At 70.6% G+C, this 26,954-nt stretch carries 24 protein-coding genes; 22 read left to right on the top strand and 2 right to left on the bottom strand.

The genetic code is table 11. From position 1 onward, the window contains the following. The first annotated feature begins 4 nt into the window (after positions 1 to 4). The 16 genes from fliF to OPU66_RS12195 all read left to right on the top strand — a co-directional run bounded on the left by fliF (position 5) and on the right by OPU66_RS12195 (position 13,518). Positions 5 to 1,597, top strand: a complete 1,593-nt coding sequence (gene fliF, locus OPU66_RS12270) for a flagellar basal-body MS-ring/collar protein FliF (RefSeq protein WP_498553939.1) — start codon at positions 5 to 7, stop codon at positions 1,595 to 1,597. Then, a complete protein-coding gene (gene fliG / locus OPU66_RS12265; protein ID WP_498553938.1) occupies positions 1,594 to 2,610 on the top strand; it encodes a flagellar motor switch protein FliG in 1,017 nt (338 codons plus the stop codon). Before fliF ends, fliG begins: the two co-directional genes overlap by 4 nt. Further along, complete coding sequence (locus OPU66_RS12260; protein ID WP_498553937.1) at positions 2,603 to 3,361, top strand: FliH/SctL family protein; 759 nt, start codon at positions 2,603 to 2,605, stop codon at positions 3,359 to 3,361. Before fliG ends, OPU66_RS12260 begins: the two co-directional genes overlap by 8 nt. After that, entirely contained in the window at positions 3,358 to 4,686 is a 1,329-nt protein-coding gene (locus OPU66_RS12255; protein WP_498553936.1) for a FliI/YscN family ATPase, read from the top strand. The genes OPU66_RS12260 and OPU66_RS12255 overlap by 4 nt, the downstream gene beginning before the upstream one ends. Next, positions 4,686 to 5,129 (top strand): hypothetical protein, encoded by a 444-nt coding sequence (locus OPU66_RS12250; RefSeq protein WP_498553935.1) that lies wholly within the window; start codon positions 4,686 to 4,688, stop codon positions 5,127 to 5,129. The genes OPU66_RS12255 and OPU66_RS12250 overlap by 1 nt, the downstream gene beginning before the upstream one ends. 27 nt (positions 5,130 to 5,156) lie before the next feature. Further along, positions 5,157 to 6,443, top strand: a complete 1,287-nt coding sequence (locus OPU66_RS12245) for a flagellar hook-length control protein FliK (RefSeq protein WP_498553934.1) — start codon at positions 5,157 to 5,159, stop codon at positions 6,441 to 6,443. 38 nt (positions 6,444 to 6,481) lie between these two features. Further along, the gene (locus OPU66_RS12240) at positions 6,482 to 7,036 is read left to right on the top strand and encodes a flagellar basal body-associated FliL family protein (protein ID WP_498553933.1); all 555 of its coding nucleotides are present in this window, start codon (positions 6,482 to 6,484) and stop codon (positions 7,034 to 7,036) included. Between the two features lie 8 nt (positions 7,037 to 7,044). Beyond that, positions 7,045 to 8,022, top strand: a complete 978-nt coding sequence (locus OPU66_RS12235; RefSeq protein WP_498553932.1) for a flagellar motor switch protein FliM — start codon at positions 7,045 to 7,047, stop codon at positions 8,020 to 8,022. After that, the gene (gene fliN / locus OPU66_RS12230; protein WP_498553931.1) at positions 8,019 to 8,333 is read left to right on the top strand and encodes a flagellar motor switch protein FliN; all 315 of its coding nucleotides are present in this window, start codon (positions 8,019 to 8,021) and stop codon (positions 8,331 to 8,333) included. Before OPU66_RS12235 ends, fliN begins: the two co-directional genes overlap by 4 nt. Beyond that, entirely contained in the window at positions 8,330 to 8,611 is a 282-nt protein-coding gene (locus OPU66_RS12225) for a flagellar biosynthetic protein FliO (protein WP_498553930.1), read from the top strand. The genes fliN and OPU66_RS12225 overlap by 4 nt, the downstream gene beginning before the upstream one ends. After that, the gene (gene fliP, locus OPU66_RS12220; RefSeq protein ID WP_498553929.1) at positions 8,604 to 9,452 is read left to right on the top strand and encodes a flagellar type III secretion system pore protein FliP; all 849 of its coding nucleotides are present in this window, start codon (positions 8,604 to 8,606) and stop codon (positions 9,450 to 9,452) included. Before OPU66_RS12225 ends, fliP begins: the two co-directional genes overlap by 8 nt. Positions 9,453 to 9,468: 16 nt before the next feature. Beyond that, the gene (gene fliQ, locus OPU66_RS12215; protein ID WP_498553928.1) at positions 9,469 to 9,738 is read left to right on the top strand and encodes a flagellar biosynthesis protein FliQ; all 270 of its coding nucleotides are present in this window, start codon (positions 9,469 to 9,471) and stop codon (positions 9,736 to 9,738) included. Between the two features lies 1 nt (position 9,739). Then, positions 9,740 to 10,519: a flagellar biosynthetic protein FliR gene (fliR, locus tag OPU66_RS12210; protein ID WP_498553927.1), complete on the top strand. Its 780-nt coding sequence runs from the start codon at positions 9,740 to 9,742 to the stop codon at positions 10,517 to 10,519. Beyond that, a complete protein-coding gene (locus OPU66_RS12205; RefSeq protein WP_498553926.1) occupies positions 10,516 to 11,649 on the top strand; it encodes an EscU/YscU/HrcU family type III secretion system export apparatus switch protein in 1,134 nt (377 codons plus the stop codon). The genes fliR and OPU66_RS12205 overlap by 4 nt, the downstream gene beginning before the upstream one ends. A gap of 67 nt (positions 11,650 to 11,716) precedes the next feature. Further along, positions 11,717 to 13,126, top strand: coding sequence for a flagellar filament capping protein FliD (gene fliD / locus OPU66_RS12200; RefSeq protein ID WP_498553925.1), 1,410 nt, complete (start codon positions 11,717 to 11,719; stop codon positions 13,124 to 13,126). Further along, a complete protein-coding gene (locus tag OPU66_RS12195) occupies positions 13,123 to 13,518 on the top strand; it encodes a flagellar export chaperone FliS (protein ID WP_498553924.1) in 396 nt (131 codons plus the stop codon). The genes fliD and OPU66_RS12195 overlap by 4 nt, the downstream gene beginning before the upstream one ends. Positions 13,519 to 13,755: 237 nt before the next feature. On the opposite strand, the gene OPU66_RS12190 is transcribed toward OPU66_RS12195, so the two are convergent. Further along, positions 13,756 to 14,691 (bottom strand): ribose-phosphate pyrophosphokinase, encoded by a 936-nt coding sequence (locus OPU66_RS12190; protein ID WP_498553923.1) that lies wholly within the window; start codon positions 14,689 to 14,691, stop codon positions 13,756 to 13,758. Between the two features lie 154 nt (positions 14,692 to 14,845). Between OPU66_RS12190 and OPU66_RS12185 the strand changes: the two genes are divergently transcribed. The 3 genes from OPU66_RS12185 to OPU66_RS12175 are packed head-to-tail and all read left to right on the top strand — an operon-like array spanning position 14,846 to position 18,406. Further along, a complete protein-coding gene (locus OPU66_RS12185) occupies positions 14,846 to 16,504 on the top strand; it encodes an NAD+ synthase (RefSeq protein ID WP_498553922.1) in 1,659 nt (552 codons plus the stop codon). Beyond that, positions 16,501 to 17,832 (top strand): glutamate--tRNA ligase, encoded by a 1,332-nt coding sequence (gene gltX, locus OPU66_RS12180; RefSeq protein ID WP_498553921.1) that lies wholly within the window; start codon positions 16,501 to 16,503, stop codon positions 17,830 to 17,832. Before OPU66_RS12185 ends, gltX begins: the two co-directional genes overlap by 4 nt. Further along, the gene (locus OPU66_RS12175; RefSeq protein ID WP_498553920.1) at positions 17,825 to 18,406 is read left to right on the top strand and encodes a thymidine kinase; all 582 of its coding nucleotides are present in this window, start codon (positions 17,825 to 17,827) and stop codon (positions 18,404 to 18,406) included. The genes gltX and OPU66_RS12175 overlap by 8 nt, the downstream gene beginning before the upstream one ends. A gap of 14 nt (positions 18,407 to 18,420) precedes the next feature. On the opposite strand, the gene OPU66_RS12170 is transcribed toward OPU66_RS12175, so the two are convergent. Continuing rightward, a complete protein-coding gene (locus OPU66_RS12170; protein ID WP_498553919.1) occupies positions 18,421 to 21,429 on the bottom strand; it encodes a PAS domain-containing protein in 3,009 nt (1,002 codons plus the stop codon). Positions 21,430 to 21,523: 94 nt separating this feature from the next. Between OPU66_RS12170 and polA the strand changes: the two genes are divergently transcribed. From polA to OPU66_RS12155, 3 genes are all read left to right on the top strand, one after another. Beyond that, positions 21,524 to 24,268, top strand: a complete 2,745-nt coding sequence (gene polA, locus OPU66_RS12165) for a DNA polymerase I (protein WP_498553918.1) — start codon at positions 21,524 to 21,526, stop codon at positions 24,266 to 24,268. Between the two features lie 130 nt (positions 24,269 to 24,398). Further along, on the top strand, positions 24,399 to 25,235 hold the full coding sequence (locus OPU66_RS12160) for an EAL domain-containing protein (RefSeq protein ID WP_498553917.1): 837 nt from the start codon (positions 24,399 to 24,401) through the stop codon (positions 25,233 to 25,235). A gap of 80 nt (positions 25,236 to 25,315) precedes the next feature. Continuing rightward, complete coding sequence (locus OPU66_RS12155) at positions 25,316 to 26,803, top strand: lipopolysaccharide biosynthesis protein (protein WP_498553916.1); 1,488 nt, start codon at positions 25,316 to 25,318, stop codon at positions 26,801 to 26,803. Positions 26,804 to 26,954: the final 151 nt, after the last annotated feature.

Raw genomic sequence — 26,954 nt, 5'->3', positions numbered from 1 at the left:
CCGCCTGCCGCCGCTGGCCGCGCTCGGCCAGCTCTGGGCGCAGCCTGCCGTGCGCCGCAGCGCGCCGGCCATCGGGATCGCCGGGCTGATCGGTTCGGCAGCGCTGGCCTGGGCGCTGATGGCCGCACCGCCACAAAAGACGCTGTTTTCGGGCCTTGCCGATGCCGACAAGGCGGCGGCGGTCGAGGCGCTCGAACAATCGGGCATCGCCCACCGCATCGATCCCGCCACCGGCACGCTGACCGTGGCCGAGGATGATTATTACCGGGCGCGGATGCTGCTTGCCGCGCAGAATCTGCCCAAGGCGGATCCCGGCGGCTATGCGCTGCTCGATCAGCTGCCGATGGGCGTCAGCCGCGCGGTCGAGGGCGAAAGGCTGCGCCAGGCGCGCGAGACCGAACTCGCCCGCTCGATCCGCGAGATCGAGGGCGTGACCGATGCCCGCGTCCATCTGGCGATGCCCGAAGCAAGCGTGTTCGTGCGCGACAGCGCCCAGCCATCCGCCTCGGTGATCGTCCGGCTGGCGGCGGGCCGCGCGCTTGCCGATGCGCAGGTGCGCTCGATCATCAATCTCGTCGCCTCGTCGGTGCCCGGCATGAAGCCCGAGGCGGTGACCATCGTCGACGGCGCGGGGACATTGCTCAGCAAGCCCGCCGGAGCGGCGCTGGCCGCAACCGATGAGCGGCTGGAGTTCCAGCGTCAGGTCGAAAGCAAATATCGCACCCAGATCGCCCAGTTGCTCACCCCGCTGGTCGGCGCGGGCAATTTCACCGCCGAGGTGCAGGCCGAGGTCGATCTGTCGGAAACCCAGGCGACGCGCGAGGCCTATGGCAAGCAGGGCGCGCTGCGCGCCGAACAGGGGCAATGGACCGGCAATCAGGCCGAACCGCCTGTTGCCGGCGGCATCCCCGGCACGCTGTCGAACACGCCGCCGCCGGCTTCCGAACTCCGTGCCGGGGCGCAGCCCCAGCCGGCGGCCGGCACGGCCCCGCCGCCTGCCGCGCCCGTTGCGCCCGCCGTCAAGCAGACCGACCAGTTCGCCCGGTCCTATGAGCTTGACCGCGAAGTGTCGGTGACGCGCGCCGCGCCCGGCGCGATCCGCCGCCTGTCGGTCGCGGTCGTGCTGCGCGATCCCGAAGGTGGCCGGCCGCGCAGCGCGCAAGAGCTGCGCCAGCTGACCGATCTGGTCCGCGCCGCTGTCGGTTATGATGCCGGCCGCCGCGATCAGGTGGCGGTGCTGTCGCGCCGCTTTGCCGGGCCGGAGGCGGCGGCGACGCCGTTCTGGGAGGCGGGCTGGTTTCCGGTCGTCGCCCGCCAGGGCACGGCGCTGATCGTCGCGCTGCTTGTCCTGCTGCTTGGCGTGCGGCCGCTGCTTAGGCTGATCCAGCGGCCGCGCCGCGCCGCCGAGCCGGTGCCGGCCGCGCCTGCCGCTGCCGCGCCCACCGCCGATCCGGCCGCCGATCTGGCGCTGATCGATACTGCCGCCGGCTATCAGGACAAGGTCCGGCTGGTGCGCGACTTTACCCGCGAAAATCCGCAGCGCGCGGCGCTTGCCGTGCGCGACATGATCCGTTCCGACCAAAGGGCCGAGGCATGACCCAGATTTCCCCCAGCAACGCGCCGCGCGGTTTTTCCGGCGTCGAAAGGGCGGCGGTGCTGATGATGCTCGTCGGCGACGAGGAAGCGGCGGCGATCCTCAAAAAGCTCGATCCCGACGAGGTCCGCCGGCTGGGCAAGGCGATGTTCGCCGTTGCCGATGTCGCCGAGCCGCAGGTTGCCGCCGTGCTCGACGATTTTGTCGCCCGCGCGCGCAGCTGTTCGGCCATCGGCTTTGATCCGCGCCCGCAGATCGAAACGATGATGACCAAGGCGCTCGGCCCCGAACGCGCCGACACCGTGCTGTCGCGCATCACCCCGCGTGAAGAGGCGTGCGCGATCGAGATGCTCGACTGGCTGGAGCCGGAGGACATGGCGGCGCTGCTGCGCGACGAGCATCCGCAGGTCGCCGCCGTGCTGCTTGCCAATGTCGATCCGGCGGTGGCGGCGCAGGTGATCGAGCATCTGCCCGAACCGATGCAGCCCGATGTGCTGCACCGGATCGCGACGCTCGGCCCGATTTCGCCCGATGCGCTCGCGATGCTGCGCGACCTGCTGGCGCGCCGCCCGGGGCTGGGCGCGCCGGGCCTGCCGCTTGGCGGCACGCGCGAGGCGGCGGCGATCATGAACAAGGCGCGGGCCGGGGTCGAACAGCGGGTGATGCCGCGCATCGCCAAGATCGACCGCGAGACCGCGCGGCGCATCGAGGAGGAGATGTTCGTGTTTGAACATCTGCTCGACCTTGATCCCAAGAGCCTCGGCACGCTGCTGCGCGCGGTCGACAGCGATGTGCTGGTGCTGGCGCTGCGCGGGGCGGACGAGGATGCGCGCGCGATCTTCCTGTCTGCGATGTCGCAGCGCGCCGCCGATACGGTGCGCGACGAAATCGATGCGCGCGGCCAGGTGCGGCTGAGCGATGTGCTCGACGCGCAGCGCCAGATGCTGGCCACCGCCCGCCGCCTTGCCAAGGAAGGCGCGATCCGCCTCGGCAACCAGTCCGACGATTATGTCTGACCGGTTCGCGCGCGCCCGCGCCGTCGATGCCGGGGCGCTGGGCGCGGCGATGGCCACCATGCATTCGGGCTTTGCGCCCGGGCTGGCGACGCCCGCCGATGCGGCTCCCGCGCCCGACGACCCGGCCCCCGCGCCGCGCCATTTCCGCCCCGCCGCGCCGGGTGCGCGGCCGACCGCGGGCTGGGACCCGTTCGACCCGATGGGCGATGGCCGGTTCGGCCCGCGTGCCGCCGAGGCCCCGCCCGCTCCGGCGCAACCTGTCGAAATCGACGCCGGGGCGATCCGGGCCGAGGCCTTTGCCGCCGGGCTGGCGGCCGGGCGTGCCGAAGCCGCCGCAGCCGGGGCGACCGGCGCGGCGCTCACCGCCATTGCCGACCGGCTTGGCGAGATGGCGGCGCTCGACCGCGTCCGGCTTGGCGAAATGCTGCGCGCGACCGTCATCCATCTGTGCACCCAGATTGTCGGCGAAGCGGTGCCGCCCGCCGCGCTCACCGCCGCGCGGATCGCGACGGCGGCGGCGCTGATCGTCGACCGCACGGCCCCGGCCGTGCTGCGCCTCAACCCCGAAGATGCGGTGGCAATCGCCGGCCAGCTGCCGCCCGGCCTGAGCGTGACCGGCGATGCGGCGCTGGCGCGCGGGGCCTTTGTCATCGAAACGCGCGACGGCGACATCAGCGACGGGCCGGACCAGTGGTTGGCCCGGCTGTACGCCGCGCTCGACGCCGTGCCGCTTGGCCCCGCCACCGCATGAGCCTCCAGCACCATGCCGAGGCGTGTCTGGACGCGCTTGCCATCGATCTCGCGCTCGCGCCCGACCGGGTCGGGCGGCTGGTCGCCTATGACGGGCTGCTGATGGAAGCGCGCGGGCTGGCGCTGCCGGTCGGCACCGTCTGCCGGATCGGCGCGGGCCAGGCCGCGGTCGAGGCCGAGGTGATCGGCTTTCGCGGCGGCAATCTGCTGATGATGAATCTGGGCGGGCCGGCGGCGCTGCTGCCCGATGCGCCGGTCAGGCCGCTTGGTCCGCCGGGGGCGGCGCAGGTCGGCCGGGCGCTGCTTGGCCGGGTGATCGATGGCAGCGGCCAGCCGATCGACGGCCTTGGCCCGATCCGCAGCGATGCGCGCTGGCCGCTGGCCGGGCGGATGCAGAACCCGCTCGACCGCGCCCGCGTCACCCGCCCGCTCGATGTCGGCGTGCGCGCGATCAACGGGCTGTTGACCATCGGCCGCGGCCAGCGCGTCGGCATCATGGCCGGATCGGGCGTCGGCAAATCGGTGCTGCTCGGCATGATCGTGCGCGCGGTTGCGGCCGATGTCGTCGTTGTCGGCCTGATCGGCGAGCGCAGCCGCGAGGTCAGCGATTTTCTGGAAACCAAGCTGGCCGGCGCGGCGCGCGCGCGTGCGGTGGTGGTCGCGGTGCCCGCCAACCATTCCCCGGTGCTGCGCATCCGCGGCGCGATGCGCGCGACCGCGATTGCCGAGGCCTATCGCGCCGAAGGGCTGAATGTGCTGCTGATCATCGACAGCCTGACCCGCGTCGCCCATGCCGGACGCGAAATCGGGCTGGCGCTGGGCGAGCCGGCGTCGGCGCGCGGCTATCCGCCCTCGGCCATCGCCATGCTGCCCGGGCTGATCGAACGGGCCGGGGCCGATGCCCATGGCCCGGGCGCGATCACCGCCATCTACACGGTGCTTGCCGATGGCGATGACGGGCAGGACCCGGTGGTCGACAGCGCGCGCGCGATCCTTGACGGGCATATCGTGCTGTCGCGCGCGCTTGCCGAACGCGGCGTCTATCCGGCGATCGATCTCGGCCCCTCGGTCAGCCGGGTGATGACCGACATTGCCGATCCCGCGCATGTCGCCGCCGCGCGCGCGCTGCGCCGCCACCTCGCGACATATGAGGAAAATCGCGACCTGATCCTGATGGGGGCGTATCGCGGCGGTGCCGATCCGGCGATCGATGCCGCGCTCGCTTATCACCCGGCCATTCTCGACTATCTGGCGCAGGATGCCGACCAGCGCGTCGGCCTCGACGATGCGGTTGCCGAGCTGGTCGGCGTGTTCGGCACACCCTGATGGCGCGCGACCCCCGGCGGCTCGCCCGCATGCTGCGCGTCCGCACCGTCGCCCGCGATCTTGCCCGCGCCGATCAGCTGCGCGCCGCCGAACAGCAACATGCCGCCACCGATCTTGCCGCCCGGCTCGATGCGCTGCACCACGCGGTCGGGCCGCAGACCGGCATGGCCGGGGGGCTGGGGCTGGGCGCAGCGGCATTTTATCGCGGCCGGCTGGCCGATGGCCGGATCGAGGCCGCGCGGCGGATCGCCGCCACACGCGCCGCGCATGACGCCGCCCGGCTGGCCGCCGAGGCCGCGAACCGCGACCGTCAGGCGGTCGAAAAACTGCTCGACCGCGCCCGCGCCGAACGCGCCACCGCCGAGGCCCGCGCGCTTGAAGATCTGCCGCCTGCCCCGCGTCCTTCACCGCGTCTGGCACGGACCTTGCGGAACAGCGGCTGACACCAGCCAGCCGGACCAGACCTGCCGATGACCAGCATTTCCCTCGGCCCCAGCCCCGCGCCGCACACCAAGGCGCTGCCGCCCGCGCCCGCCGATCCCGCCGCTGCCGATCCGGGCGGCGCGCCCGGCTTTGCCGCGCTGATCGGCGGCATCACGCGGGCGTCGCTGCCGGCACCGGCCGGCCAGGATTTGCCGGACGGGCGGCAGGATGCTGCCGCCGGGCCGGGATGTGCGCTTGCCGACCTGCCGGTGCTGCCGGGCTTTGCCCCGTTGCCCGGTGCCGTGCCCGATGGGGCCGAGGGCGGGGACGCGCCCGAACAGGCCGGCCCTAGCGCGCGGACGCGCGGGCGGCTGATCCTGCTCGATCCGCTCGCCCTGCCGCCGATGCTCCAAATGCCTCAGCCGCCACTGGCTCCGCTGCCAGCGCTGCCTGCCCTGGCGCGGGCTGGGTTGCCCGGCGATCCGGTGGCCCAGCCCCTCGGTCAGGCGGCCGTTCCGCCAGTCGGTCAAGGGAGCGCGCAGCCGGGCGTGCCGGGTTCGGCCCCTACAGCTGCCGCGCCGCCACTGCCCGCGACCGCCGCACCCGTCATGCCGGGGGCGTTGGCCATGCCGGGCGGCCCCGCGACCGATGGTGCCGCCGCTGTGGCGCTGCCCGCCGCCGACCGGGCGGGTGGGCCGTTGCTGTCGGGCCGCGCGCTGCGGGCCGCACGGCTCGGGCCCGATCCGCTGCGCGACGCCGCGCCGGATGGTCCAAAGCCGGCGATTGCCGCCGGTCAGAGCATTGGCGGAACCTCTGCCCCATTGCCCGACACCGGGGCCGCTGCCCCGGCAGCGCCCGCGCCGCTTCCGCCGCCCCTGCTGCCGGGCGCTGCGGCGGCGGCAGCGCCGGTGCGCGCGCCCGAACCCCAGATCGACACCGGGCGGAATGACTGGATGCAGGCGATGATCGCCCAGATCACCGACAGCCAGGCCGAAGGCGGCGCGCGGGCGGCGCGCATCCGGCTGCTGCCCGATGCGCTGGGCGCGGTCGATATCCGCATCGTCGAGCGCGGCGACGGCATGCATGTCGAGCTGGCGGCGGACACGCCGCAGGCGCGCGCGCTGCTCGCCGATGCCCAGCCAAGGCTGCACGAGCTGGCCGAGGCGCGCGGGCTGCGCCTTGCCCAGTCGAGCATCGATGCCGCGCTGTCGGGCGGTCCGTTCGGCCAGTCCGGCCAGCGTCAACCGCCGCAGGAGCCGCCATCCGCCCCCCCGCCGCCGCGCCGCGCCGCCGCCCGGCCCGCGGCATCGGCACGCGCCGACCGCATCGCCTGAACATCCCCCTCCGCCTGCAACAAGGAGCCTGATCCGCCATGGCCAGTGCCGCCCCGCCGCCCACCCCCAAACGCCGTTCGCCGCTGCTGCTGATCGGCGGCATGATCCTGCTCGCCGGGATCGGCGCGGGGGGCACCATGTTCCTGATGACGTCAGGGCTGGTCGGCGGCAGGCCGGGCGTCGCCGCGCCCGCCGGGCCGCAGCTGGTGCCCAAGGGCATGCGCGCCGATGCCGAAACGCCGGCCGAGACTGCGCCCGCCCCCGGCGCGCCCAAATATGAATCGACCTATTTCCAGCTGGAGCGGGAGTTCACCTCCAACCTCAAGGACAGCGCCCATCTGATCCAGGTCGGGCTGGCGGTCGCGACCAATTACGACCAGCGCGTCATCGACAATCTGAAGACGCATGAAATGGCAGTGCGCTCGGCGGTGCTGCTGACTTTGGGCGAGACCGATGAGGAACAGGTGTTCACCGCCGCCGGCAAAAAGGATCTGCAGCAGCGGCTCGCCCGCGCGATCAACGCGACGCTTAAGGAAAAGGAAGGCTTTGGCGGCGTCGGTAACGTCTATTTTACCAATTTTATCGTTCAGTAACCATCTAGATGGCTGAAAAACCCGCCTTTGCTGACAATGCCCGTGCACGGGGCGCGCCTGATCGGGCTGATCCCGTCCGGGCCAGCCATGCCGACACGCTGGCCGGGGCCGGGCAGCGTTCGCCGGGCGATCTGGCGGCGCTGGCGCGGGTCAATCAGCGGCTGGCGCGCGGGCTGCGCGGGCTGTTCGAGCCGATGCTGCGCCGTCCGGTGCGGATCGAGGCGGAGCCGGTGGCCAATGCCCGGTTCGATGCCTATCGCGACGCGCGTGGCGGCGGGCTGGCCTGTGCGGTGCCGATCGCGATGGCACCGCTCGACCGCGAGCTGGTGCTGATGCTCGATGGCGGCTTTGTCAGCCAGCTGGTCGATCTGTATTTCGGCGGCCCCGGTGCGCTGCCTGCCGCGCCCCCGGCCGAGTTCAGCCCGGCGGCCGAGGCGATGGCCGCGCGGCTGGCGGGCGGCATTGCCGGCCAGCTGCGCACCGCCTGGGCCGAGCTTGCCGGGATCGATTTCACTGCCGGGCGGATGGAGGCCAATCCCGCCATGCTCGCGGCGATCGAGCCTGATGAACGCGTGCTCGTCACCCGTTTTGTCCTGACCATCGGCGCGGCGCGGCCGGTTGCGCTCGACCTCATCTATCCGGTCGCCGCGCTGAAGCCGGTGGCCGGCCTGTGGTCGTTGCGCGGCGCGCGCGCGCGCCCGGCCGCCGATCCGGCCTGGCTGGCGGGTCTTGCCCGCGTGGTGATGGATGTGCCGCTGCCGGTGCGCACCGTGCTCGCCGAGCCGGTGGTGCCGCTCGCCCGGCTGCTCACGCTCAAGCCCGGCGATGTGATCCCGATCAGCTTTGGCCCCGATGTGCCGGTGCTGGTTGCCGACAGCCTGTTCGCGCGCGGCGCGGTGGGGGCGGCCAATGGCCGTGCCGCCGTCCGCCTCAGCCGTCTTCAAACCCCGCCCGATCAACACCTTGCCCATGAGGATCAGCCATGAACGATATGAACCGCGCGGGCCTGCCGGTCGATGGTGCCGTGGCCGCCAATCTGCGGCTGTTGCAGGATGTGGATGTGCGCCTGTCGGTCGAAGTCGGCGGGGCGAACCTCAAGCTGCGCGAGCTGCTCGCGCTTGGCGAGGCGAGCGTGGTCGAGCTCGACCGCCATGCCAATGAACTGCTCGACATCCGCGTCAACGGCACGCTGATCGGCCGGGGCGAGGTGGTGACGGTCGGCGACCGGTTCGGCATCCGCATCGCCGAGCTGGCCGATCCGGCGGCTGCCGGGCTGGCCGGGGGCGCGGCGCTGTGATCGGCACCTATCTGCTCAAGCTGGCGCTGCTGCTGCCGCTGGTCTGCGGGCTGCTGGTGCTGTGCCTGTGGGCGTGGCGCAAGCTGGAAACGCGGCTGCCGGGGCTGCCGGGCAACCGGATGATCGCGGTCAGGGAAACGATGATGATCGCGCCGGGCCTGCGGCTCGCGGTCATCGATTTCGAGGGCGAGCGGCTGCTCGTCTCGGTCGGGCGCGGCGGCGTGACGTTGGTGACCAAGGCCGGCGGTGCGGCCGGGGCGGAGACCGCCCATGGCTGAGCGGATGCGCCGGCGTCCGGCGGCGCTTCTTGCCGCCACCCTGTTGTTCGCGGCCCCCGCGCTGACGGGTGCGGCCCCGGTGCTTGCCCAGACGGTTGCTCCGGTTTCAGCTCCCGCCGTCCCGGCGCGCCCGGGCGCGCCCGAGGCGCTTGACCGCGCGCTCGCCGATATCGGCAGCAGCGGCGGCCGGGCGAACACGGGCGGCGAGGCACCGCTGTCGCTGTCGCTCCAGATCCTGATCATCATGTCGCTGCTGACGGTGCTGCCGTCGCTGCTGCTGATGATGACCAGCTTCACCCGCATCATCATCGTGCTGTCGATCCTGCGTCAGGCGCTGGGGCTGCAGCAGACGCCGCCCAATCAGGTGCTGATCGGCCTGTCGCTGTTCCTGACCCTGTTCGTGATGTCCCCGGTGCTGTCGCAGGTGAATGCGCAGGCCGTCGAACCCTATGCCGCCGGGCGCATTCAGGCGTCAGAGCTGATCCGCCGGTCGGGCGACGTCATGCACGGCTTCATGATCAAGCAGACGCGGGTCAAGGACCTGCAGATGTTCTCGACGCTGGCCAAGAAGGGGCCGTTCGCGCGGCCTGCCGACATTCCCTTTTCCATCGCCCTGCCGGCCTTCGTGACGTCGGAGCTGAAGACCGCGTTCCAGATCGGGTTCCTGATCTTTCTGCCGTTCCTGATCATCGATCTGGTGGTGGCAAGCGTGCTGATGGCGCTGGGCATGATGATGCTGTCGCCGACGATCATCTCGCTGCCGTTCAAGCTGCTGCTGTTCGTGCTCGTCGATGGCTGGGCGCTGACCATGGGGTCGCTTGCCAACAGTTTCGTCGGCTGACGGGGGGGGCGGATCGGTGGACGCATCCTATTTCATCGGCGTCGGGCGCGAGGCGATGTGGGTGCTGGCGCTTGCCGCCGCGCCGATCCTCGTGCCTGCGCTGCTGGCCGGGCTGCTGCTCGGCATGGTGCAGGCGGCGACCTCGATCAACGAGGCGACCCTGTCGTTCGTGCCCAAGCTGGTCGTGGTCGGGCTGTCGATCGCGATTTTCGGCGGGCTGATCCTCGGCCTGATCGGCGATTTCACCGTGTCGATCTTCGAACGCATTCCGGAACTGGTGCGCTGACATGCTCGGCCTCGGCCTGCCGATGGTCGAACCGGCGCTGTTTTCGCTGCTGTTCGTGATGGTGCGCGTCGGTGCGGCGTTCATCGCCGCGCCGGTGTTCGGCGCGGTCGCCGTGCCGCTGCCGGTGCGGATCATCCTCGCCGGAGCAATCGCCGTGCTGGTGACCGGCCATGCCCCGGTCGCGGCGCCCGCGGCGGTGTTTTCGGCGCTGACCCTGGTGCAGGTGATGCAGGAGGCGCTGGTCGGGCTGGCGCTCGGCTTCGTGCTGCAGATCGCCTTTGCCGGGCCGCTGGTGGCGAGCGAGGCGCTGGGCGGCGTCATGGGGCTGAGCTTTGCGACCTCCATCGATCCGCAGGCCGGCACCTCCAGCCCCGCGCTCGGCCAGTTCCTGACCATCGTGATGACGCTGCTGTTCCTCGCGCTCGACGGGCATTTGCTGCTCGTCGATCTGGTGGTGCGCAGCTATGGTGTGCTGCCGCCCGGCGATGCGTGGCTGAAGCCCGCGCAGCTGCGCGACATCGCGATGTTCGGCGGCCATGCCTTTGCCGCCGGGCTGCTGCTGGCGCTGCCGGTCGGCTTCACGCTGCTCAGCCTCAACATCATCGTCGGGATGCTGTCGCGCTCGGCCCCGGCGCTCAACCTGTTCGCGGTCGGGCTGCCCGCCAGCCTCGCCACCGGGCTGGTCGCGCTCGCCATCGCCTTTCCCGCGATGGGCGAGCAGATGGGCCAGATCGTGCGCGAGGGGCTGGCGGCGGCCAGTTCATTGGTGCTCGGCCGATGAGCGCGGAGACGGCGGGCGAAAAGACCGAAGCGCCAACCCCGAAAAGACAGCGCGACGCCGCCGACAAGGGCGAGGTGCTGCGCAGCCGCGAGCTGGCGACGGCGGCGGTGGTGCTGGGCGGGGTCGCCTGGCTGGCGCTGGCGGGGCCGGCGCTGGTCGAGGCGCTGAAGGCGGTGCTGCGCGACTCGCTCGCCTTTGGCCGGGGGGACATTGCCGATTTCGCGCCCTGGCGGCCGCTGCGCGCGGCGCTGCTGGTTCTGGCACCGTCGCTTGCCGGGCTGTTTGCGCTGACCATGATCACCGGCATCGCCGCGCAGGCCGGGCTGGGCGGCGCGCGCTTCAACCCCGCGCTGATGGGGTTCAAGGCATCGCGCATCAATCCCGCCGCCGGGCTGAAACGGATGTTCGGCACTCAGGGGCTGATCGAACTGGGCAAGGGGCTGCTCAAGGTCGCGCTGCTGGGCGGGATCGGCGCGTGGATGCTGCTGGGCATGAAGGGGCTGGCGCTCGGCCTGCCGGCGGCGGCGCTCGGCCCGGCGGTGGCGGCGCTTGGCGGCAGCTTCGTCACCTTGTTGCTGGCGATGGCGGGCGGGCTGGCGGTGATCGCCGCCATCGACGTGCCGGTGCAGGCGATCCGGCTGCGCAGCCGGCTGCGCATGACCCGGCAGGAGGTGAAGGACGAGCATAAGGAAAGCGAAGGCGCGCCCGAGCTGAAGGCCGCCCAGCGCCAGCGCCAGCGCGAGATCCTGAAAGGCGGGATGCGCGGCGCGGTGGCGGGCGCGCATGTGGTGCTGACCAACCCGACCCATTTCTCGGTCGCGCTGCGCTATGAACGCGGGCAGGACGAGGTGCCGGTGGTCGTCGCCAAGGGCCGGGGCGCAAAGGCGCTCGCCATCCGCGAACTGGCGCGCGAGCTGGACAAGCCGGTGCTCGAATATCCAAGCCTTGCCCGCGCCGTCTATTTCACCAGCCGCGAGGGGCAGCAGATCCGCGACGATCTCTATGTCGCGGTGGCAACGGTGCTGGCGTTCGTGTTCGGGGTCAATCTGCGCGCGGGCGGCGGCCAGCCGGCGGTGCTGGTGCCGGACAGCGCCTTGTTCGACGAACATGGCGCGCCCCAGCGGCGCTAATTAAGCCGGCTTACCCGCTTAAGCTTTGCCCCGCGCGGCCGATCTTGAGGGCAAAGGATCGCGACCCATGACCTCCATCACTCAGGCGCTCGGCCAAGGGGCCGGCATCGACACCAAGGCGCTGGTCAGTCAGCTTGTCGATGCCCAGTTCGCCAACCGCACCCGCGAGATCGGCGCGCGGCAGGAACGCCTGTCCGCGCAGATCTCGGCGCTCAGCCGGCTGCGCAGCGGCCTGTCGGGCTTTTCGACCGCGCTCGGCAGTCTGGTCGACAGCGGCAGCCTGTCCACCCAGCCGGCAAGCGCCGATCCGGGCGTGCTCGGCGTCGGCCGCCTGCCGGGGGCCAATGTCGCCGGCCTGTCGGCCGAAATCGAGGTGCGCCAGCTGGCCGCCACGCAGGTGGTGACGTCGCCGCTGCTGCCCGGCCGGTCGGCCCCGGTCGGCCGCGGGCAGCTGACGATCAGCCTGGGGACGGTCGACTGGGCGGGCGATGTGCCGAACGGGCTTGCGCCCCGACCCGGCAGCGCGCCGGTGACGATCACCATCGGCGAGGGCAATGACAGTCTGCAGGGGCTGGCGGGCGCGATCAACGCCGCCCGCGCCGGGCTGACCGCCAGCGTGATCAGCGATGCCGATGGCGCGCGCCTGTCGATCAAGGGGCCGACCGGCGTCGAACAGGGGTTCACGATCGCCGTCGCCGAGGATCCGGCCGCGCCGGGGCTGGCGGCCTTTGCCTTTGCGCCGGGGGCTGCCGCGATGACGGTGACGCGCAAGGCCGGGGACAGCGTGGTCGCGGTCGATGGCGTTGCCGTGCGCCGGCCGGGCAACAGCATCGCCGATCTGGTGCCGGGCATCCGCCTCGATCTCGTCCGCGCCGAACCGGGCCGCCCGGTCGCGGTGACGACCGCGCCGCAGACCGCCGGCCTTGCGCAGGCGGTTGCCGATATCGTCGCCACCTACAATGAACTGATCGGCATTGCGCGCGAGGACACCGATCCGGTCGCGGGCGTGCTGTCGGGCGATGCCGGCGGGCGGGCGTTCATGGCGCGGCTGGGCGGGCTGACCAACCGCCAGATCAATCCGGCCGCCGCCCCCGGCGAACCGCTGACGCTGGGCGAGCTGGGGGTGGGCACCACCCGCGACGGCACGCTGGTGCTGGATCAGGCACGGTTGCAGCGCGTGCTGGCCGACAATGGCGCGGCGGTCGAGCGGATGCTGACCGTCGGGCTGGGCCGCGAGCTGCGCCAGATGTCGGCCGATCTCACCCGGCGCGGCGGCGGTATCGCCGCGAGCGAGGCCGGCTTTCAGCGGCTGAGCCGCCAGCTCGCCACCGAACAGAGCGAGCTGGTGCGCGAGGCCGATCAGCTGCGCACCCGGCTGACGCGGCAGTTTGCCGGCATGGATGCCCGCGTGTCCGCCTATCGCGCGACGCAGAGCTTCCTTGATCAGCAGATCAAGAGCTGGACGGCCGAGCGATGAGCTATGCCTCGCGCCTCGCGCGTGACCCGATCGAAACCTATCGCCAGGTCGATCTCGCCAGCCGCGTCGGCGGCGCGGACCGTCATGCGCTGGTCGGCCTGCTCTATGACGAGGCGCTGATGTGCCTGCGGCTTGCCGAGCGGGCGATGGCGGCGCGCGACTATGCCGCCAAGAGCGCGCGCATCACCAAGGCGCTCGCCCTGCTGTTCGCGCTCGAAGCCGGGCTGGATTTCACCCGCGGCGGCGAGGTCGCCCAGACGCTGTCGCGCTTCTATCGCGGCGCGCGGGCCGAAATCATGCAGGCAAGCGTCGCCAACGACCCCGCCCAGCTGCGCGCGACCGCCGGAGCGATCGCCGAAATCGCCGCCAGCTGGCGCGCGATTGCGGGGTAGGGGGTATCTGCCCGGATGAGCGGCACCGGAAGTTTGTGATTGCGAAGAACGGCACCGGGAGTGGTTTGTCTGGGAAGAACGGCACCGGCCCGCACCCCCACCCGGCCTCCCATAGCGTATCCTGCAGTTGGGAGGCCGGGTGGGGGTGCGGGCCGGTGCCGCCCCTGCGCCGAGAGGCGCAGCACAAACAATCCGGTGCCGCCCCCGCGCCATGAGGCGCGCAACAATCAACCCCGCTCAGTCGAACAGCGACGACACCGAGCTTTCATCGGCGATGCGCTTGATCGCTTCGGCGAGCAGCGGGGCGATGGTCAGCGTGCGGATGCGCTTGGCCTGCTGCACCGCCTCGGGCGGGGCGATCGAGTCGGTGATCACCAGTTCGGTCAGCGCCGAGGCATCGACGCGCGCCACCGCGCCGCCCGACAGCACGCCGTGGCTGACATAGGCGACCACATCCTGCGCGCCGGCCTCGCGCAGCGCGGCGGCGGCGTTGCACAGCGTGCCCGCCGAATCGACAATGTCGTCAACCAGAATGCAGAACCGCCCGGTCACGTCGCCGATGATGTTCATCACCTCGGATTCGCCGGGGCGCTCGCGGCGCTTGTCGACGATCGCCAGCGGCGCGTTGTTCAGCCGCTTGGCGAGCGCGCGGGCGCGCACCACGCCGCCGACATCGGGCGACACGACCATCAGATTTTCCGCCGGCCAGCGCGCCAGAATGTCGGCCGACATCACCGGCGCGGCATAGAGATTGTCGGTCGGAATGTCGAAAAAGCCCTGGATCTGCCCGGCATGAAGATCGACCGACAGCACGCGGCTTGCCCCCGCGACGGTGATCAGATTGGCCACCAGCTTGGCCGAAATCGGCGTGCGCGGCCCCGGCTTCCGGTCCTGCCGGGCATAGCCGAAATAGGGGACGACCGCCGTGATCCGCTTGGCCGATGCGCGCTTGAGCGCATCGATGCAGATCAGCAGCTCCATCAGATTGTCATTGGCCGGAAAGCCCGTGGGCTGGATGACGAACACATCCTCGCCGCGGACATTTTCGTGGATCTCGACGAACACTTCCTCGTCGGCGAAGCGGCGCACGCTCGCCTCGGTGAGCGGCATTTCCAGATATTCGGCAATCGCCTGGGCCAGCGGGTGGTTCGCATTGCCCGAAAGAAGTTTCATCGCCTTCGCCCCAACGCCTGTCATGATCCTGTCGCCGTGCCCTTAGAGCCGCCCGGCCCGGAACGCAAAGCCCCGCACCGGACCAATCGTCCCCGCCAGCCATCGGCGCAGCCGCGCGTTGCGGCGCGCGCCCGCCCGGCCTAGACGCGGGGGCATGACCGACAGCCTTGCCATTGCGATCTGCCAGACCGGCCAGAAGGTGGGCGACCTTGCCGCCAATGCCGAGGCGATGCGCGCCGCCCGCGCCTGTGCCGGCGATGCCGATCTGATCGTCTTCCCCGAGCTTCAGCTGATCGGCTATCCGCCCGAGGATCTGGTGATGAAGCCCGCGCTCATCGCCCGCGCCGAGGCGGAGCTGCAACGGCTGGCCGCGCTGACCGCGACGCCGGGGCCGGCGATGCTGGTCGGATCGGTGCGGATGGAACATGGCCGGCTGTTCAACGTCATCGCGCTGCTCGATCAGGGGCGGGTGGCGGCGGTCACGGCCAAGCATGAACTGCCGAATTATGGCACGTTCGATGAGAAACGCTGGTTCTCGCCCGGCCCGCTGCCCGCGCCGATCCCGTTTCGCGGGGTGAAGCTGGGCGTCGCCATCTGCGAGGATATCTGGTTTCCCGGCGTCTGCGCGCATCTGGCGGCGGCGGGGGCGGACATCATCCTGTCGCCGCATGGCAGCCCCTATGAAATCGGCAAGGGCGAGCGCCGGGTGCGCGAGGTGGCGGCGCGGCGCGTGGGCGAGACCGGGCTGCCGCTCGTCTTCGTCAACCGCATCGGCGGGCAGGACGAGCTGGTGTTCGACGGCGCGTCGTTCGTGATGAACGGCGATGGCACGCTTGCCCATCAGCTGCCGGCCTTTGCCGAGGCGCTGACGCATACCCGCTGGACGCGCGGGGCGGATGGCTGGCGCTGTGCGCCCGGCGAACTTGCCGTGCTCGACCGCCATCCGGCCGACATCTATCGGGCGATGGTCGTGGCGCTGCGCGATTATGTGAACGCCAATCGCTTTCCGGGCGTCGTCCTTGGCCTGTCGGGCGGGATCGACAGCGCCCTGTCGGCCGCAGTCGCGGTCGATGCGCTGGGGGCGGAGCGGGTGTGGTGCGTGATGCTGCCGTCGCGCTTCACCAGCGCGGACTCGCTCGAAGATGCGGCCGCATGCGCGCGGCTGCTGGGGGTTCGGCTCGACACGGTCGGGATCATGCCCGCCGTCGATGCGTTCGAGGCGATGCTTGCGCCGCTGTTTGCCGGGCGTGGGCCGGACCTGACCGAGGAAAATCTCCAGTCGCGCGTGCGCGGCGTCACGCTGATGGCGCTCAGCAACAAGCATGGTCATATGCTGCTGACCACCGGCAACAAGAGCGAGATGTCGGTCGGCTATGCGACCATCTATGGCGACATGGCCGGCGGCTATTCGGTGCTCAAGGATGCGTACAAGACGACGGTGTTCGCGCTGTCGCGCTGGCGCAATGCCAACCGCCCGGCCGATGCCCTTGGCCCGGCGGGGCCGGTGATGCCCGAACGGGTGATCACCAAGCCGCCCTCGGCCGAGCTGCGCGACAATCAGAAGGATGCCGACAGCCTGCCCGAATATGATGTGCTCGATCAGGTGCTGCACGGGCTGGTCGAGGAAGAGCTGTCGGTCGCCGAGGTCGCGGCGCGCGGCTTTGATCCGGCGATGGTCGCGCGGATCGAGCGGCTGCTGCATGTCGCCGAATATAAGCGCCGTCAGGCCCCGCCGGGGGTCAAGCTCGGCACGCGCAATTTCGGCCGCGACCGGCGTTATCCGATCACCCATGGCTTCCGGAGCGAGCAATGACCGTCACCCGCTTCGCACCGTCGCCGACCGGGCGGCTGCATGTCGGCAATCTGCGCACCGCGCTCCATAACTGGCTCTATGCACGGCGGCATGGCGGGCAGTTCTGGCTGCGCATCGACGACACCGATGCCGCGCGCTCGACCGAGGCCTTTGTCGACGCGATCCGCGCGGATCTGGACTGGCTGGGCCTCGAACGCGACGGCGAGGTGCGCCAGTCGGCGCGCACCGCGCTGTACGAGGCGCGCTTTGCCGCGCTGGTCGATCAGGGGCGCGTCTATCCCTGTTACGAAACCCCCGAAGAGCTTGAGCTGAAGCGCAAGATCCAGCTCGGCCGCGGCCTGCCGCCGGTCTATGATCGGGCGGCGCTCGCCCTTGACGCCGATGCCCGCGCCGCGCGCGCGGCGCAGGGGATCAGCCCGCATTGGCGCTTCCGCCTCGATCATGACCGGCCGATCGTCTGGGACGATCTGATCCGCGGGGCGCAGCGTTTCGATCCGGCGCGGATCAGCGATCCGGTCATCCGCCGCGCCGATGGCAGCTGGCTGTATCTGCTGCCCTCGGTGATCGACGATATCGATCTTGGCATCACCCATGTCGTGCGAGGCGAGGATCATGTCTCGAACACCGCCGTGCAGGTGCAGATGTTCGAGGCGCTGGGTGCCGCGCCGCCGGCCTTTGCGCATGAGGCGCTGCTGGTGGGCGGCGAGGGCAAGCTGTCCAAGCGGCTGGGATCGGCCGACAGCGATCATTTCCGCGCCGCCGGGATCGAACCGGTCGCGCTTGCCGCCAAGCTGGCGCGGATCGGCACCAGCCTGCCGGTCGAGCCGGTGGCGACGCTGGCCCCGCTGGTCGAACGCTTCGATCTTGCCGGCTTCGGCCGCGCGCCGGCGCGGTTCGACGAGACCGAACTTGCCCGGCTCAATGCCCAGTGCCTGCATCTGATGCCGTTCGCGCAGGTGGCCGACCGGCTGCCCGCGGGCATGGATGCGCGCGGCTGGGATGCGGTGCGCCCCAATCTCGACACGCTCGCCGATGCCGCGCGCTGGTGGGCGGTGGTCACCGGGCCGGTCGCCTGCCTGGCCGATCCGGCCGATGCCGAATATCTGCGCCATGCGCTCGCCTTGCTGCCGGGGCTGGACTGGGCCGGGGCGCCCTGGGCGGCGCTCACCGCCGCGCTCAAGGCGGAAACCGGGCGGACCGGCCGGGCGCTGTTCCTGCCGCTCAGGCGCGCGCTCACCGGCCAGGATCATGGCCCCGACATGGCGGCGCTGCTGCCGCTGATCGGCGCGGCACAGGCGCAGGCGCGGCTGGAGGCGGCGCTTGGCTAAGCTCTATTTCTACTATGCGTCGATGAACGCCGGCAAATCGACGACGCTGCTCCAGGCGAGCTTCAACTATCGCGAACGCGGGATGGACACGATGCTGTTCACCGCCGCCGTCGACGATCGTTACCGGCCGGGGGTCATCACCTCGCGCATCGGGCTGGAATCGCCGGCGCATGTGTTCGGGCCGGACACCGATCTTCATGCCGCGATCGCCGCGCGCAAGGCGGCCGGGCCGCTTGCCTGTGTGCTGGTGGACGAGGCGCAGTTTCTCACCCGCGCGCAGGTGTTCGCCCTTGCCGCCGTCGCCGACGAGCTGGGGGTGCCGGTGCTCGCTTACGGGCTGCGCACCGATTTCCGGGCCGAGCTGTTCGAGGGCAGTGCGCATCTGCTTGCGCTTGCCGATGAGCTGATCGAGCTGAAGGCGGTATGCGAATGCGGGCGCAAGGCGACGATGAACATGCGCATCGACGCCGCCGGCCGCCCGGTCGTCGACGGCGCGCAGACCGAGATTGGCGGCAATGACCGCTATGTCGCGCTGTGCCGCCGGCATTTCATGGCGCGGGCGCGCCCGGCTTGATCTGACCCGGCGGGTCAGGTCAGCGCGCGCAGCCCGATCGCGCGCGTCACCGCCCGTTCCAGCTCGTCGCGGGTGAACGGCTTGATCAGCACCGGCGGCCGGTCGTCGCGGTCGTGCAGGCCCATATAGCCGGTGACGATCAGCACCGGCATCTCGGGGCGGCGGCCGGTCGCGGTGGCGGCAAGCTGCAGGCCGTTGACATCGGGCATCATGTAATCGGTGATCAGCAGGTCGAACGGCCGCTCGTCCAGCAGGGCGAGGGCGTCGCGCGCATGGCCGGCCTGGGCGACATGGTGGCCCAGCTCGTCCAGCATCTCGGCGGTGCTCATCCTGACCAGCGGCTCGTCATCGACCAGCAGCACGCTGAGCGGCCGTGCCGGTTGCAGCCGCGCATGCGGCGCCGTTGCCGCCGGCCGCCAGCTGCCGGCGGCGAGCGGCAGCCATAGCGTGATCGAGGTGCCCGCGCCCGGACGGCTGGCGATGGCGAGCGCGCCGCCCAGCTGTGCGGCCAGCCCGTGCACCATCGACAGGCCCAGCCCCGTGCCTTTGTCCTTGGTCTTGGTCGAAAAAAACGGCTCGACCGCGCGCCGCCGCGTGTCCTCGTCCATGCCGGTGCCGGTGTCGCTGACCGACAGGCGGACATAGCGGCCCCGCGCCAGGCCCAGTTCGGCCGGGGCGGCCGCCGCATCCTCGGCCGATGCGGCAATCGCGATCTGCCCGCCTTCGGGCATGGCGTCGCGGGCGTTCACGCACAGGTTCAGGACCGCCAGTTCAAGCTGGTTGGGATCGGCACGCGCCATCGGCAGATCGGCGGGGATATCGACCGTCAGCCGGATCGTCGGCCCGATGGAACTCGCCAGCAGGTCGCGCATATTGTCGATGAGCGCGCCCAGATCGAGCGGCACCGGATTGAGCGGCTGGCGGCGCGCAAAGCCCAGCAGCCGCTGGATCAGGATGCGGGCGCGGTCGGCCGATTGCAGCGCGCCCGCGATCAGCCGGCCCAGCCGGGGATCCTCGCCCAGCCGGCGCTGCAACAGGTCGAGCGCGCCGGTGATCGGGGTCAGCAGATTGTTGAAATCATGGGCAATCCCGCCGGTCAGCTGGCCAATCGTCTCCAGTTTCTGGCGCTGGTGCAGCTGCTGGAGCGCGGCTTCGCGCTCGGCGACCGCCGCCGCCACCTGATCGGCCAGCGCGCTGTTCGCCCGGCGCACCGCATCTTCGGCGCGCAGCCGCTCCAGCGCTTCCCAGGTGCGCGCCGCCGCATCCTCGACCAGCGCGATCTCGTCCGTTGTCCAGGCGCGCGGCGTTGCGGACTGGACATAAAGCAGCGTCGACACCAGCCCGCCACGCATCAGCGGCACCAGAATCAGCCCGCGCGCGCCCATCATGCCCTGTGCGGCCGCGGCGATGGGCGCGGTGCGCGGATCGGTGGCCAGATCGGCAAGCACAAAGGTGCGGCCGGCCATCAGGTCGGCGCGCGCCGCGCCGCGCAGCGGCCCTTCGGTTCCCGCAAAGCTCCAGGGCTGATGCGCCAGCTTTTCGGCCACCCGGCCATGGCCGGCGATCACCCAGGCGGTGCGGCTGGCGATGTCGACCTCGACAAAGCCGGCGCTGTCCACCCCCAGTTCGGCGGCGATCATCGCTGCGATCGCCTCGGTCGCGGCGCGGGTCGAGGTGGCGGTGCGCAGCTTCTCGGCCAGCCCCAGCTGGAATGCCTGGCGCAGTTCGAAGCGTTTGCGTTCGGTGACGTCGATGACGACCCCGATCGAGCGCGCGCTGTCGACCGCGCCGATGATCACCCCCAGCGCCTGCATCCAGCGCGTTTCGCCGGTATCGGCGCGGACGATGCGGTGGGTGATTTCCCATGGCCCCGGGCGCATCGCCGCTTCGGCGAGCAGGGCCGGGGTGCGCGTCATCTCATCCGGGTGCAGCCGCGCAAGCCAGTCCAGCAGCGTCGCCCGCCCGTCGGGCGCGACCGGCAGGCCGAGCAGCTGGAACGCGGTGTCGGACCAGATGATCGTCCCGGTCGTCACGTCCATGTCGAACGTGCCGATGCCGGTGCCGGCAATCGCCAGCCGCATCCGTTCCTCGCTGGCCCTGAGCGCGCGTTCGGCCTGGGCGCGTTCGACCGCTTCCCCGGCGCGCTCGGCGACCAGCCAGGCGATGTCGATGTCGGATTTGTGCCAGGCCCTGGGGGTGCGCTGATAGACGGCCAGCACCGCGACCAGCCTGCCGTCGCGCACGATCGGCACGTCCAGGATCGCGCGCACGCCAAGCTGGCGCACCTGCACCGACACATCGGCGCGGGTGCCGATATCGGGCAGCATGACCGCCTGACCGGCGGTCAGCCGCGCGACCATTTCCGGGCTGAAATCGCTGAGCGGAAAGCGGCCGAGCATGTCCGGCCCGTCCTCGCTGGCCCATGCGGCATGGACTTCGGCCCATTGCGAACCGGGATCGATTTCCCCGAAACAGGCATAATCGGCGCGCAGATGCATGCCGATCCGGGCAGCGGCGGTGCGCAGCACCTCGACCGGGTCGCCGATCCGGCGCAGCGCGTCCGACAGGTCGGCGCGGAACGCGATGTCCAGCTCGGCCCGCTTGCGGTCGGTGATGTCGGTCTGCATCGACAGCAGCCGCAGCGGCCGCCCTTCGGCATCGGCGGTGACGCGCCCGCGGCTGATCAGCCAGCGCGTCTCGCCGGTATCGCCGCGCACGATCCGGTATTCATGCTCGAACTCGCACGGCGCGGCCGCATCGGCGGTCAGCCAGGCCTGCACCTGTTGGCGGTCGTCGGGATGAACGCGGTCGAGCCAGTCGCGCGAATAACGGTCGCGGCGCGGCGTGTCGGCAGGCATGCCGTGCAGCGCGATATATTCATCCGACCGCCAGACCATGCCGGTGCGCAGGTCGAAATCCACGCTGCCGACGCCGCCTGCGGCCTGCACCAGCCGCAGCCGCTCCTCGCTTTCGCGCAGAGCCTCCGACAGCGCCCGGGCCTCTTGCGTGCGTTGCTCCATCATCCGTGCCGTCCCGCCCGCCTGTTGGGGTGTTCTGCCCCTCCGGAACCATGACGCCATGCTGGCGCGGATCGGCGGCCGGCGCTATCCCCTTTTCATGCCCCATCTCTATCTGGTCGACGGCTCCGGCTATATCTTTCGCGCCTATCACCGGCTGCCGCCGCTCACCAACCGGCATGGCGAGCCGGTGGGTGCCGTCTATGGCTATACGACAATGCTGTGGAAGCTGGCCGATGCGCTGCACAAGGCGGACGGCCCGACGCATATGGCGGTCATCCTCGACGCCAGCGGCGAATCGTTCCGCCACGGCATGTACGATGCCTACAAGGCCAACCGCCCGCCGCCGCCCGAGGATCTGGTGCCGCAATTCCCGATGATCCGCGATGCGACGCGCGCATTCTCGCTGCCCTGCATCGAGGAAGCGGGGCTGGAGGCCGATGATCTGATCGCCAGCTATGCCCGCGCCGCGCTGGCTGAGGGCTGGTCGGTCACGATCGTGTCGTCCGACAAGGATCTGATGCAGCTGATCCAGCCGGGTCTCGACCTGCTCGACACGATGAACAACCGCCGGCTGGGCGCGCCGGATGTGGAGGAAAAATTCGGCGTGCCGCCGCATCTGCTGGGCGAGGTGCTGGCGCTGATGGGCGACAGTGTCGACAATGTTCCCGGCGTGCCCGGCATCGGGCCGAAGACCGCGGCCAAGCTGATCCAGGAGCATGGCAGCGTCGAGGCGGTGCTCGCCGCTGCGCCGGCGATGAAGCCGGGGCGGCTGCGCGACAATCTGATCGAACATGCCGATGCCGCCCGCCTGTCGCGCGAACTGGTGCGGCTGAAGGAGGATGCGGCACTCGCCCAGCCGCTCGACGCACTGGCGCTGCAAGGCATTCCCGAGGCGCCGCTGCGCGCCTTTCTTGAACATCACGGCTTCCGATCCTTGCTGGCGCGGCTGGAAAGCGTGACCGATGCAGTCACCCCGTCGGGGGTCAGCCCGGCGCTGCCCGATGATCCGCCCTGCGATCATGCCGCCTATGAAACCGTGCTCGATCTGGCCGCGCTCGACCGCTGGATCGCCGAGGCGCGCGCGCAGGGCCATGTCGCCATCGACACCGAAACCGACAGCCGCGATGCGTTTCACGCCCGGCTGGTCGGGGTCAGCATGGCGCTCGCGCCCAACCGCGCCTGCTATATCCCGCTCGGCCATGGCGGGGGCGATCTGCTGGGCGCGGATTTCCCGGCGCAGATTCCGCCGGCCGAAGCGCTCGACCGTTTAAAGCCGCTGCTCGCCGATGAAAGCGTGCTGAAGATCGGCCATAATCTCAAGTTCGACATGGTCGTGCTCGCCCGCCACGGGATCGAGGTGCGGCCGTTCGACGACACCATCCTGATGAGCTTCGATCTCGATGCCGGGCTTGGCGGGCACGGCATGGACGAGCTGGCCGAGACGCACCTCAACCATCGCTGCATCAGCTTTAAGGATGTGACCGGCACCGGCAAGAAGGCGCTCGGCTTCCATCAGGTCGATCTTGCCACCGCCACCCGCTATGCGGCGGAGGATGCGGACGTGACGCTCAGGCTGTGGCGGCGCTTCAGCCCCAGGCTGACGGCGGAGGCGGCGACGCGCGTCTATCAGATGGTCGACCGGCCACTGGTGCCGGTGATCGCGGCGATGGAGCGGGCGGGGATCAAGGTCGACCGCGCACGGCTGGCGGGATTGTCGCGCGATTTCGCCCAGTCGATCGCCGGGATTGAGGCGGAGGTGTTCGCGCTCGCCGGGCAGAGCTTTGCCATTGGCAGCCCCAAGCAGCTGGGCGAGATCCTGTTTGAGAAAATGGGCCTGAAGGGCGGACGGCGCGGCAAGACCGGCATTTATTCGACCGATGTGACCGAGCTGGAGCGGCTGGCCGGCGACGGCGTCGAAATCGCCCGCCGCGTGCTCGACTGGCGGCAGCTGTCGAAGCTCAAATCCACCTATACTGACGCCCTGCAGGAGTCGATCAGCCCGGAGGACGGGCGGGTCCACACCTCCTATTCGCTGACCGGCGCGCAGACCGGGCGGCTGTCCTCGACCGAACCCAATCTGCAGAACATCCCGATCCGCACCGAAATCGGCCGCCAGATCCGCGAGGCGTTCGTGGCCGAGCCGGGGCATGTGCTGCTGGCCGCCGACTACAGCCAGATCGAGCTGCGGCTGGCCGCGCACATGGCCGATGTGCCGGCGCTCAAGGCCGCCTTTGCCGAGGGGCAGGACATTCATGCGCTGACCGCGACCGAGCTGTTCGGCCATGTCGACCGCGACACGCGCGGGCGCGCAAAGACGATCAACTTCGCCATTCTCTACGGCATTTCGCGCTGGGGGCTGGCCGGGCGGCTGGGCGTGACGCCCGACGAGGCGCAGGCGATGATCGACCGCTATTTCGAGCGTTTTCCCGGCATCAGCCGCTATATCGCCGACACGCTGACCAGCGCGCGCGCCTGCGGCTATACGACGACCTTGTTCGGCCGGAAGACGCATTTCCCGCGCCTGTCGTCCAAGAACCAGGCCGAGCGGCAGGGATCGGAACGCGCGGCGATCAACGCCCCCATTCAGGGGACGAGCGCCGACATCATCAAGCGCGCAATGGTCAGGATGCAGCCGGCGCTGACGGCCGCGGGGCTGACCGGCGTGCGGATGCTGCTGCAGGTGCATGACGAACTGGTGTTCGAAGTCCCCGAGGCGGAGGTCGAGCCGGCATCGGCGGTCATCCGCCGGGTGATGGAAAGCGCTGCCGAACCGGCAGTGCCGCTCAGCGTCCCGCTCGCGGTCGAGATCGGCCATGGACCAAGCTGGGGGGGCGCGCATTAGAGCGGCTCCGGGGCCGGTTGGATCTGCGGCACGGGCTATGCCGGAGCGCGCGATTTACCGTCCTTAAGCCATCTGCGCGGCAGGCGGAGGGGACGTGCGGCCGGCGGCCCGCAAGCGGATGGAGATGCACATGGACGCCAGAGGCACATTCGCGCTCGGCCCCGATGGCGAGGGCGGCGGGGCGGCCGCAGCGGTGCGGGCGGCGGGGTGCGTCGGCTGCCGCGACGGCCAGTCCTTTCCGGTCGATTTCAGCATGGCGTTCCAGCCCATTGTCGAGCCGGCCAAGGCCAAGGTGTTCGCTTATGAGGCGCTGGTGCGCGGGCCGGTCGGCGCCGGCGCGGCCGAGGTGCTGGCGGTGGTCGACGAGGTCAATCGCTATGCATTCGACCAGCGCTGCCGCGTGCGGGCGATCGAACTGGCGGCGCGGCTGGGCGTCGCGGATCAGGCCGCGTTCGTGTCGATCAACTTCATGCCCAATGCGATCTACCGGCCCGAACTGTGCATCCGCACGACGCTGGAGACCGCCCGGCGCGAGCGGTTTCCGACCGAGAACATCATTTTCGAGTTCACCGAGGATCAGCAGATCCGCGAGCCTGAACGCATCCGCATGATCCTGCGGGCCTATCGCGAAATGGGCTTCAAGACCGCGATCGACGATTTCGGCGCCGGCTATGCCGGGCTCAACCTGCTGGCCGATTTCCAGCCCGATTTCATCAAGATCGACATGGGGCTGATCCGCGGAATCGATCATGATCGCACGCGCCGGGCCATTGTCAGCGGCATCGTCGTCGTCTGCCAGAGCCTTGGCGTGCGCGTGATCGCCGAAGGGATCGAGACCGAGGCCGAGTTTCGCTGCCTCGCCGATCTGGGGATCGATCTGTTCCAGGGCTATTATTTCGCCCGGCCCGCGTTCGAGACGCTGCCGGTGCCGTTCATCCCGGATCTCTACACCCCGCCCGCGCCCTGAACCGCCCGCCTGCCCTCGGCCCGTCCTCCATTGGCGCGGTGCCGGTGGAAAAAGCCGGGCGGCACGCATAAGGGAAGGGGATGGAAAACAGCGCCGCCCCGGCCGCCGACCGCGATCTGGCCAGTCTTGCCAAGGGCGGGCGCACCAATGTGCTCGGTTTCGTGCTGCGCCTGCTGGCGCGCATCCCGTTCCTGTTCATCGCCGGGCGGCTCTACGGGCCCGAGGCGCTGGGGCGGTTCGCCTATGCGATCCTGGTGATCGAGTTTGCCGCCCAGCTGGCGACGCTGGGGCTGAAGCGCGGCCTTGCCCAGCAGCTTGCCGCGACCGACCGGCCGCACACCCATATCGTCTGGGACGGGCTGCTGGTCGCGGGCTGCGCGTCGGCGCTGGCGGCAGGCGGGCTGATCGCCTTTCCCGAACTGATGTTCCCCAACAGCCGGCTGAACGGGCTGGACGGGCTGCTGCCGCTCACCATCTTCGCGCTCGCCTGGTCCGATGTCGCGCTCGCCGCCTGCGCCTATCAGCTCAACGTCGCCGCCACGGTGCGCGCGCGGGCGATCATCGAGCCCTGGACGATCAGCATCGCCGCCTTTGCGCTGCATTTCTATTCGACGCGCGACGGGCTGATCATCGCCTATGTGCTGTCGCTGCTCGCCGCGCTCATCGCCTCGCTGTGGCCGATGCTCAAAAGCTATGGCCTGCCGCGCGGCTGGTCGCCGCGCCCGGCCGAGCTGTTCCGCCTTGCGCGCCGCAACGCGCCGCTTGCCGCCGCCGATGCCATCGAATGGGCGACGCGCAACATCGACCGGGCGATCCTCGGCCTGTTCTTCGCGCCGGGGGTGGTCGGCATCTATTGGGTCGCGCAGCAGATCGTCACCCTGCCGCAAAAGCTCAAGACCAGCTTCGACCCGATCCTCGGGCCGGTCATCACCCAGAATCTGCAAAAGGGCGACCGCGCGGCGGTGGCGCAGCAGGTGCGCCAGGTCGGCTTCTGGATCATCGCCGCACAGGCGGGGATCGCGCTTGCCCTCACCATCCCCGGCGAGGCGGTGATGGGGCTGGCCGGGCCGCAATTCGTCGCCGGCACCGGCGCCTTGGTGTTCCTGATGGTCGCCGAAGTGGTGGCGGCGACCGGCGTGGTGGCCGAATCGGCGCTCGTCTATGTCGCGCGGCACCGCAACATGCTGATTTCGGTCGCGACCATCGCCGTGCAGCTGGGGCTGAGCTTTGCCTTCATCCTCGGCGCGCGCGCCGCCGGCCTGCCCGCATCGCTGCAGGCGCTCGGCCCGGCGCTGGCGCTGCCGCTGGCGCTCGGCCTCGGGGCGGTGCTCAAGGCGCGGCTGCTCGCCCGGCTGCTCGACGCGCCGGTCTCACCTTGGCGCTGGGCGCTGGTGTGGGCGGTGGCGGTGGCGGCGGTGATCGGCTTTGTCGCCACCGAAGTGCCCGAATGGCTGGAACTGGCGGTGGGCGTGCCGGCGATCCTGGTCAGCTATGGCTGGCTGACTTGGCGCAAGGGCTTCACCGACGCCGACCGGCTGTTGTTCGCCCGGCGCCTGCCCAAGGGCTGAGCGGGGTGTTTGGGCGCGGTTGACCCGGAAGAATGGTTTGTTGGGAAGAACGGCACCGGGAGTTTTTGTCTGATCGCGGCACCGGCCCGCACCCCCACCCGGCCTCCCACAGTGTATCCTGCCGTTGGGAGGCCGGGTGGGGGTGCGGGCC

Source organism: Sphingomonas sp. URJC2 (genome assembly GCF_059803575.1).
Note: the sequence above shows the minus strand (reverse complement) of the source record. Positions and strands in the feature narration are given on the sequence as shown.